This window comes from Corynebacterium sp. HMSC034E11 (genome assembly GCF_001835905.1).
In the GTDB taxonomy this organism is placed as follows: Bacteria; Actinomycetota; Actinomycetes; order Mycobacteriales; family Mycobacteriaceae; genus Corynebacterium; species Corynebacterium coyleae.
In genome coordinates, this window is the sequence record NZ_KV826417.1 from 98,903 (window position 1) to 107,414 (window position 8,512).

Consider the following 8,512-nt stretch of genomic DNA (forward strand, 5'->3'; position numbering starts at 1 on the left):
TGCAAAACTCCTTAACGTCCAGTGCCTGCGTACACCACGGCCGGCTCGTCGCCGCCGAGGTCAAACTTCGAGTGGATCGCGCGCGCCGCCTCGGCCACGTCGGCCTTGCGCACCACGGCGGTGATGCGAATCTCGGAGGTGGTGATCATCTCGATGTTGATGCCCGCGTCGCGCAGCGCGTCGCAGAAATCAGCGGTCACGCCCGGGTGAGACTTCATACCAGCGCCGACGAGCGATACCTTGCCGATCTCATCGTCGTACGTAATGTCGTCCCAACCTTCGTTGACCTGCATGGCGCGCAGCAGTTCCATGGTGGCGGCGCCGCTGGCCTTCGGCAGGGTGAAGGTGATGTCCGTCTTGTTGTCCTCGATGTTGGAGATGTTCTGGATCACCATGTCGATGTTCACCTCAGCGTCCGCGAGCGCGCGGAACACCTTGGCGGCCTCGCCCACCTCGTCGGTGATGCCCAGGATGGTGATCTTGCCTTCCGAATCGTCGGTGGCCACACCGGTGAGAACTGCTTCTTCCATGGGGATATCCTCCAATGCTCCGGCGACCAGGGTGCCGGTGTCGTTGCTGTAAGACGAGCGCACCCGCAGGGGCACGTTAAAGGCACGCGCGTACTCGACGCTGCGCAGTACAAGAATTTTGGAACCGCTGGCGGCCAGCTCGAGCATCTCCTCGAAGCAGAGCTTGTCCAGTTTGCGGGCGTCGGCCACGATGCGCGGGTCTGCGGTGTAGACGCCGTCGACGTCCGAGTAGATCTCGCACTCGTCGGCGTTCAATGCGGCGGCGAGCGCGACGGCGGTGGTGTCGGAGCCGCCGCGGCCAAGCGTGGTGACGTCCTTCGTTTCACGGTTCACGCCCTGGAAGCCGGCGACGATGGCGATGTTGCCCTCGTCGATTGCTTCCTTCACACGCCCGGGCGTGACCTCGATGATGCGGGCGTTGCCGTGGCGCTCCGTGGTGATCACGCCGGCCTGGGAGCCGGTAAAGGACTGCACCTTCTCCCCCAGCGCGTCGACCGCCATGGCAACCAGCGAGTTGGAGATGCGCTCGCCTGCGGTGAGCAGCATGTCCATCTCGCGTGCCGGCGGGTTCGGGTTGACCTGTGCTGCCAGGTCGAGCAGTTCGTCGGTGGTGTCACCCATTGCCGAGCAGACCACCACCACATCGTTTCCTGCCCGGCGCGTCTCCACAATGCGCCGGGCGACCGCGTTGATGCGCTCGGCGCTTTCTAACGAAGATCCTCCGTATTTCTGGACAATCAGTGCCATGTCAGCCTCCCACGGATCCTTCGTGCATTCCAACGGTCAAGAATAGCGTCCCAAAAGCGTTGGTTGGCGTCTCTCGCTAATATCATTCACCGTGCATAGTATTTTTCTCGCCGTTGTGTTCGCGCTGCTTTCGGCGGCGACGATGGCGGCGGGCACCGTGTGGCGACACCGGATCATGCGTGATGGCAGTTCGGTGGTGAAGTCCATGCGTCGGCCGGCGTGGTGGGCGTCGATGGGGCTGGCGTTTCTCGCCTACGGTTTCCAGGCCGCGGCGTTAGCGTTTGGCACCCTGCTGGTAGTGCAGCCGATCCTGGCGCTCTCCCTCATGCTCACGCTGGTGTTTTCGGCGCGCGCGGAGCATCGCCGGATGCACCAGGCGGAGGCGTTTTGGGCGATCGTCCTCACCGCGAGTGTGGCGAGTGTGATCGTGTTCGGCCGCCCCATCCCCGGCGAGCGCGAGCCCGCGACCTGGGAGTGGGTCACCGTGGTGGGGGTCGGCGCGGTGGTCTCGATACTTGCCCTCGCCATTGCTTCTCGACGACGCCCCAACACCCGCGCACTCATCGACGGCATCATCTGCGGCGCCATGTTCGGCTTCCAGGCCGTGTTCTCCAAAGTGGCGGTGGACGCGTTCGTGCACGGCGGCATCTCAGGCCTGCTCGCCTCCTGGCAACTGTGGGCGATGCTGGTCGCGGCGACCGCCGGCACCATCGTGCAGCAATACGCCTTCGCCGCCGGCAACCTGGCCACCTCCCTGCCAGCCTCCAAGATCGTCGAACCCCTGCTGGCGTTCTCGCTCAGCCTGACGTTGCTGGGCGAAAGTTTCAGGCACCAGTCGGTGCTTGGGTACGTGCTGGTGGGGTCGTCGATAGGCGTGATGCTCATCTCGGCGGCGTTCCTCACACGCGTTTCCATAAAGTGATGTAGGGTGTGACGCATGTCGCAACGGACGCTTCTCCTTCTACGCCGCGGCGGGAATCAGGCCCACTAACACGGCCGGCACCCCGTCGCGGAGTTTCTCATTGCCGGCCGTGGACACCCCCACCCCCGACAATGAAGGAACCCAACAATGTCCGACTTCTTTGCACCCCGCGAAATCCAAACCCCCTCCGGCCCACGCAACGAAGGCCAACCCGCCTGGAACAAGCAGCGCGGCTCCCAAATGCCAGTCGAGCGCTACCTGACGTTCGCCCAAGAGGTAGAAGACATCACCCTGCCGGACCGCACCTGGCCCGACAAGAAAATCACGCACGCGCCACAGTGGTGCGCGGTTGACCTGCGCGACGGCAACCAGGCCCTGATCGACCCAATGAGCCCCGAACGCAAGCGCCGCATGTTCAACCTGCTGGTGGAAATGGGCTTCAAGGAGATCGAGGTCGGCTTCCCCTCCGCATCGCAGACGGACTTTGATTTCGTGCGCGAGATCATCGAAAAGGACATGATTCCCGACGACGTCACCATCCAGGTCCTCGTCCAAGCCCGCGAGCACCTGATCCGCCGCACGTTCGAAGCCTGCGCAGGCGCGAAGAACGTCATCGTCCACTTCTACAACTCCACCTCCAAACTGCAACGCCGCGTGGTGTTCCGCAAGGACCGCGACCAGATCAAGGCCCTGGCCACCGACGCCGCCGAACTGATCAAAACCATCGCCGCCGACTACCCCGACACCAACTGGCGCTGGGAATACTCCCCCGAATCATTCACGGGCACCGAGCTGGAGTTTGCGAAGGAGGTCTGTGACGCGGTCGTCGCAAAGATGGGCGCAACGCCAGACAACCCGATGATCATCAACCTGCCCGCCACCGTGGAAATGATCACCCCCAACGTCTACGCCGACTCCATCGAATGGATGCACCGCAACCTGGCCAACCGCGAGGCCGTGATCTTGTCACTGCACCCCCACAACGACCGCGGCACCGGCGTTGCCGCAGCCGAACTCGGCTACCTCGCCGGCGGCGACCGCATCGAAGGCTGCCTGTTCGGCAACGGCGAGCGCACCGGCAACGTCGACCTGATCACCCTCGGCCTGAACATGCTCACCCAAGGCGTCGACCCCCAAATCGACTTCTCCGACATCACCCGCATCCGCGACGTCGTCGAATACTGCAACCAACTGCGCGTACCCGAACGCCACCCGTACGGCGGCGACCTCGTCTTCACCGCATTCTCCGGCTCCCACCAAGACGCCATTAACAAAGGCCTCGACGCGCTCGCCCAAACCGTGCGCCCCGACGCCACCAGCGAAGACGTCACCTGGGACGAACTGCGCGACACCACCTGGGAAGTGCCCTACCTGCCAATCGACCCGAAGGACGTCGGCCGCACCTACGAAGCCGTCATCCGCGTCAACTCCCAATCCGGCAAGGGCGGCGTTGCCTACATCATGAAGACCGACCACGGCATCAACATGCCCCGCGCCATGCAGCCCGAGTTCTCCGCCGTGGTGCAAAACATCACCGACTCCGAAGGCGGCGAAGTCAACTCCAAGAACATGTGGGACATCTTCGCCCAGACGTACCTCGACTTGGCCGAGCCGCTGGACCTGGCGTCCTACCGCATCGACGCCGCCGAAGAAGAAGGCGAAGACACGCGCGTGTCGGCGGTGGTGTCGTACGAGGGGGCTCGTCGAGAAGTGCAAGGCTCCGGCAACGGCCCCATCGCGGCGTTCGCCAACGCACTCGAGCACATCGGCATCGACTTCGAAGTGCAGGACTACTCGCAGCGCGCCCGCACCGCAGGTGACGACGCCGACGCAGCCTGCTACATCTACGCCGACGTCGACGGCACCTCCGCCTGGGGCGTAGGCATTGCCGGCTCCACCACACGTGCCTCGCTTGAAGCGATCGTGTCGGCTGTGAACCGCTCCTACGTCAAGAACTAGGCCGCCCTGCCCAAGAGGTCTATACTTGGGCACACCTTTACAGGCGGTGAGGAGGACGGATGCGAACGTACGCGGTACCCGGTGGCGGATTTGACGTCCCCATCGAGCAACCGCGTATCGACGACTCCACCGCCACCCCCTTCACCGCCACCCTCAACCCCCTCGACCGAGGCGGGTTCGAGGTACTGCACGGTGACGCCGTGGTTGGCACACTCAGCGCCGGACGCCGCGCCGACCTCGACCACATCGCCCGCCACGGCTTCGCACCCCAAGTGCGCGCGCGTATCGACGGCAACGACATCGTCCTCGACCTCGCCGTCCCAAGCCTGTCCATCCCCACCAACGAACCACCCCGCGCCCCCTGGGTCCTCCTCCCCAGCGGCCAGACCTACGCGGTGGGCCCATACGGAACCGACCAACACCCCACCCAAGTCCTCGCCGTCATTGCTCCGGATGGGGACGTGTCGGTCGATGGGCGGGTCGTCGCAAAGCTAGAGGCCCCGGAGCTTGCCGACACAATCGCCGACCTCACCGCGCGCGACCTCACCATCGTCGCCCGCGGCACCGCCGACGGCCACACGCTGACCATCGACGCCGCACCCCACACCGGCGACCTCAACATCTCACCCCTGCCATTCTTGCCCGCCCTGCCGCGCGAAGACGACACCGGATTCTTCGCCACCGTCGACGCCGAAGCCGCAGCCCTCGCAGCCGACACCGAAGACAACGCCGAACTCGACACCGCAGGCCGCAGCAGCGTCGCCAGCCGACTCGTCGCCGCAGGCGCCGCCGTCATCGCCGTCGCCGTCACCGTCGTCGGCACCGCCATGATCAGCGCATCCTGGCGCGAAGACCAACGCTCCGTCTCCCCATTCCCCGAAACCGTCACCAACACGACCACGTCGGAATCGTCGGAATCGTCTGAGTCGGAGACGCCCGAGACGTCCGAGCCTTCGGAGCCGTCGGAGGCGTCGGAGTCGCCCGAGCCTTCCGAAGCGCCCGCGCCAAGCGCCCCCGCCGTGCGAGTGCCCACCCCGCAGCAGCAACTGCCCGTACCGGCACCCGCGCCCGCTCCCGCACCCGCTCCGGCGCCCGCGCCCGCACCCGCACCCGCTCCGGCACAAGAGCAAGCACCGGCTCCTGCCCCCGCACCCGCACCCGCACCTGCTCCGGCGCCCGACCCACGCCCATACGAATACTCCATCGGCGGCTTCAAAGTCCGATCCAACGCCCCGCTCGACCGCCCACTGTATGAGGTCACCGAGCCGTAGTACCCTCTGAACAATGAGTGACTACCCCTTCGTCGCAGTATTCGTGCAGGCAACCGGCATCCACCCGGCCACCGCACGCCTGCTCACCATCGACGCAGTCACCTTCGACGCCTCCGGCCGCATCGGCGAAGACTTCCACGCCGTGATCAACCCCGGCACCGACCCCGGCCCCGCCCACACCCACGGCCTCACCCCACACGACTTCGCCCAAGCGCCACGCTTCTCCCGCCACCTGCGCACACTGGACAAACTTCTCGACGGCCGCACCCTCATCGTCCACGACGCCCCCACCACCTGGGGCTTCATCGTCTCCGAGGCGAAACGTGCCATGAACGCCGCCGCCCGCGCCAACCGCTCACGCCGCGGCCGAGGCAACAAACGACGCCAACGCGTCGGCCACGTGCCACGGCCGGAGATGATTGTGGACGTGCTGGCGTCGTCGCAACGCAATGGCCACATCCCCACAGACACCCGCATCAACGCAGTCGCCAACCTCATCGGCGTCGCATCACCACCCGCCACCGCCTCGCTCGAACGCGCGCAAACCCCCGAAGCCGACTTCTCCCGCGACCAAACCCTCAAACTCATCGCCATGTACCTCCACATGGCCGACAACCCCGCCACCTACAACCCCGCCGACCTCACAGGCGACAAATTCGGCCTCCAACGCAGCGCCATCCGCGTCGACGCCGAAAAAGCCCCCGCACTCACCGCAAACCCCGGCACACTCAGCAACGACGGACTCAAACCCGGCATGGAATTCGTCATCTCCGACGACATCAGCCGCAACCCCGACGACCTCATCGACGCCGCCATGCGCGCAGGCCTGACCTACCGCGAAAAACTCACCCGCGAAACCTCCGTCGCCGTCTCCGACGCCAAACTCCACGGCGCCGAACTCCGCGGCAAAGCCATGCACGCCGACCGCAAAAACATCCCCGTCGTCTCCGGCGACGAATTCGTCCGCCTACTAGGAGACATGACCCCCGCAGAGTAGCCTTGTGCGCATGCAAGGACCCATCTCCCGAGCCCGGGCACGCCTAGCGACGACCGCAGCCAACCTCGCCACCGCAGCCTCCCGCGCCACCGGACGCGGCGCCGGCGGCATGATCGGCGGCCTCGTGGCAGGTGCGATCGACCCAAACATCATGGCCTCCCTCGGCGGCGGCCGCCCCACCGTGCTGGTCACCGGCACCAACGGCAAATCCACCACCACACGCATGCTCGCCGGCGCCGTCCGCACGAAACACACCGTGGCCACCAATGACGGCGGCGACAACATGGACGCCGGCATCATCTCCGCCCTACTCGCCGGCAAGGACGCGGAGGCCATCGTGCTCGAGTGCGACGAACTGCACGTCCCCAAAGTTGCCGAGCGTCTGCAGCCGAAAGCGTTCGTCCTGCTGAACCTCACGCGCGACCAATTAGACCGCGTCGGCGAGATCAACTCCATCGAACGCGCGCTACGTGGGGCGGTGATGGCGCATCCGGATGCGGTGGTCGTCGCTAATTGCGATGATGTGCTCATCTCCTCGATCGCCTACGACCACCCCAACGTCATCTGGGTCGCCGCGGGCGCCGGCTGGCTCGGCGACTCCGTAACCAACCCACGCTCCGGCGGGCACGTTGTTCGCTCGTCCCTCGCGAACAACGACGATATGGACTGGTACGCCGTCGAAAAACTCCCCGACGGCCGCGAATTCCGCCGCCCCACCCCGCAATACACCGTCACCGACAACGCCCTGCAAACCCCGCAAGGCGCAGCGGTGCTCGACCTGAAACTGCCCGGGCGCGCGAACCGGGGCAACGCCGCCCAAGCCATCGCGTGCGCCGTCGAAGCCTTCGGGGTGCCGCTCGACGACGCCGTGCGCGCCGCCAGCGAAGTGGACAACGTCGCCGGCCGCTACACCACCGTCCACCTCGGCGAACACAACATCCACCTGCTGCTGGCCAAGAACCCGGCCGGGTGGCAGGAGGCGCTGTCGATGATCGACCGCGACGCCGACGGCGTGGTCATCGCCGTCAACGCCAAGCAGGGCGACGGCGAGGACGTCTCGTGGCTGTGGGACGTCAAATTTGAGGATTTCGGCGACACCCACGTCGTCGCCGCCGGCGAGCGCGCCACTGACCTTGCGGTGCGCCTGACGTACGGCGGCATTGACCACGAGCGCATCCCCGACCCTGTGGAGGCGATTCGTGCCTGCCCTCCGGGTCGCGTGGAGGTGTTGGCCAACTACACGGCGTTGCTGAATCTGCGCCGCGCGCTGTCGAAGCAGGAGGATTACCGTGCCTAAACTCACCATTGGTCTTGTGTTGCCCGACGTGTTGGGCACGTACGGCGATGACGGCAATGCGTTGGTGTTGCGTGAGCGTGCGCGCCTGCGCGGTATCGATGTGCACATCGAGCGCTTTTTACTTAACGACGACATCCCCGCCACCTGTGACATCTACACCCTCGGCGGCGGCGAGGACTCCGCCCAGTTGATCGCCGCTGCCCGCCTGAACGCCTCGCCGGGGCTGCAGGCGGCTGCCGCTGATGGTCGTCCGGTCTTCGCGGTGTGCGCCGGTTTGCAGGTGTTGGGACATACGTTCCGTGCGCATGGCGAGGAGGTTGAGGGCGTGGGGCTTCTGGACATCACCACGTCGCCGTTGGATACCCGCGCGACGGGCGAACTCCTGTCCGAGCCGACGCAGGCCGGCATCACCGCCGAACTGACCGAGCCGCTAACTGGTTTTGAGAACCACATGGGCGCCACCGTGCTCGGCCCCGAGGCGCAGGCGCTGGGCGTGGTGACGCGCGGCGTCGGCAACGGTGCCGGTGATGGCGCTAGTGCCGGTGCTGCGGGCACCGCTGCGACCACTGGCGCGAAGGTGGATGGCGTGGTGCAGGGCAGCGTGATCGCCACATACATGCACGGTCCGGCGCTCGCGCGAAACCCGCAGTTGGCGGATTTGCTCATTGCACGCGCGCTGGACGTGCCGCTTGCGGAGTTGGCTCCGCTTGATCTCGAGGATGTTGCCCAACTACGTCGGGAACGCCTCGCCAAATAGTTGGTCCATTGCCCCGCGGTTGGTGTTTTTCA

Annotated in this window: 7 protein-coding genes; 6 read left to right on the top strand and 1 reads right to left on the bottom strand. The window is 65.8% G+C overall.

Annotation, left to right across the window (positions count from 1 at the left end; translation table 11 throughout):
• Positions 1 to 11 precede the first annotated feature (11 nt).
• Positions 12 to 1,277, bottom strand: a complete 1,266-nt coding sequence (locus HMPREF2690_RS10180; RefSeq protein WP_070614347.1) for an aspartate kinase — start codon at positions 1,275 to 1,277, stop codon at positions 12 to 14.
• Between the two features lie 91 nt (positions 1,278 to 1,368).
• Here HMPREF2690_RS10180 and HMPREF2690_RS10185 point away from each other — a divergent pair, with 91 nt between their 5' ends.
• The 6 genes from HMPREF2690_RS10185 to HMPREF2690_RS10210 all read left to right on the top strand — a co-directional run bounded on the left by HMPREF2690_RS10185 (position 1,369) and on the right by HMPREF2690_RS10210 (position 8,480).
• On the top strand, positions 1,369 to 2,199 hold the full coding sequence (locus HMPREF2690_RS10185; protein ID WP_070820815.1) for a DMT family transporter: 831 nt from the start codon (positions 1,369 to 1,371) through the stop codon (positions 2,197 to 2,199).
• 147 nt (positions 2,200 to 2,346) lie between these two features.
• Positions 2,347 to 4,158, top strand: coding sequence for a 2-isopropylmalate synthase (gene leuA, locus HMPREF2690_RS10190; protein WP_070820816.1), 1,812 nt, complete (start codon positions 2,347 to 2,349; stop codon positions 4,156 to 4,158).
• 59 nt (positions 4,159 to 4,217) lie between these two features.
• A complete protein-coding gene (locus HMPREF2690_RS12295) occupies positions 4,218 to 5,429 on the top strand; it encodes a hypothetical protein (RefSeq protein WP_070820817.1) in 1,212 nt (403 codons plus the stop codon).
• A gap of 13 nt (positions 5,430 to 5,442) precedes the next feature.
• Entirely contained in the window at positions 5,443 to 6,426 is a 984-nt protein-coding gene (locus HMPREF2690_RS10200; protein WP_070820818.1) for an exonuclease domain-containing protein, read from the top strand.
• Between the two features lie 10 nt (positions 6,427 to 6,436).
• Complete coding sequence (locus tag HMPREF2690_RS10205) at positions 6,437 to 7,723, top strand: Mur ligase family protein (RefSeq protein WP_070820819.1); 1,287 nt, start codon at positions 6,437 to 6,439, stop codon at positions 7,721 to 7,723.
• Positions 7,716 to 8,480 (top strand): type 1 glutamine amidotransferase, encoded by a 765-nt coding sequence (locus HMPREF2690_RS10210; protein WP_070820820.1) that lies wholly within the window; start codon positions 7,716 to 7,718, stop codon positions 8,478 to 8,480. The genes HMPREF2690_RS10205 and HMPREF2690_RS10210 overlap by 8 nt, the downstream gene beginning before the upstream one ends.
• Positions 8,481 to 8,512 lie beyond the last annotated feature (32 nt).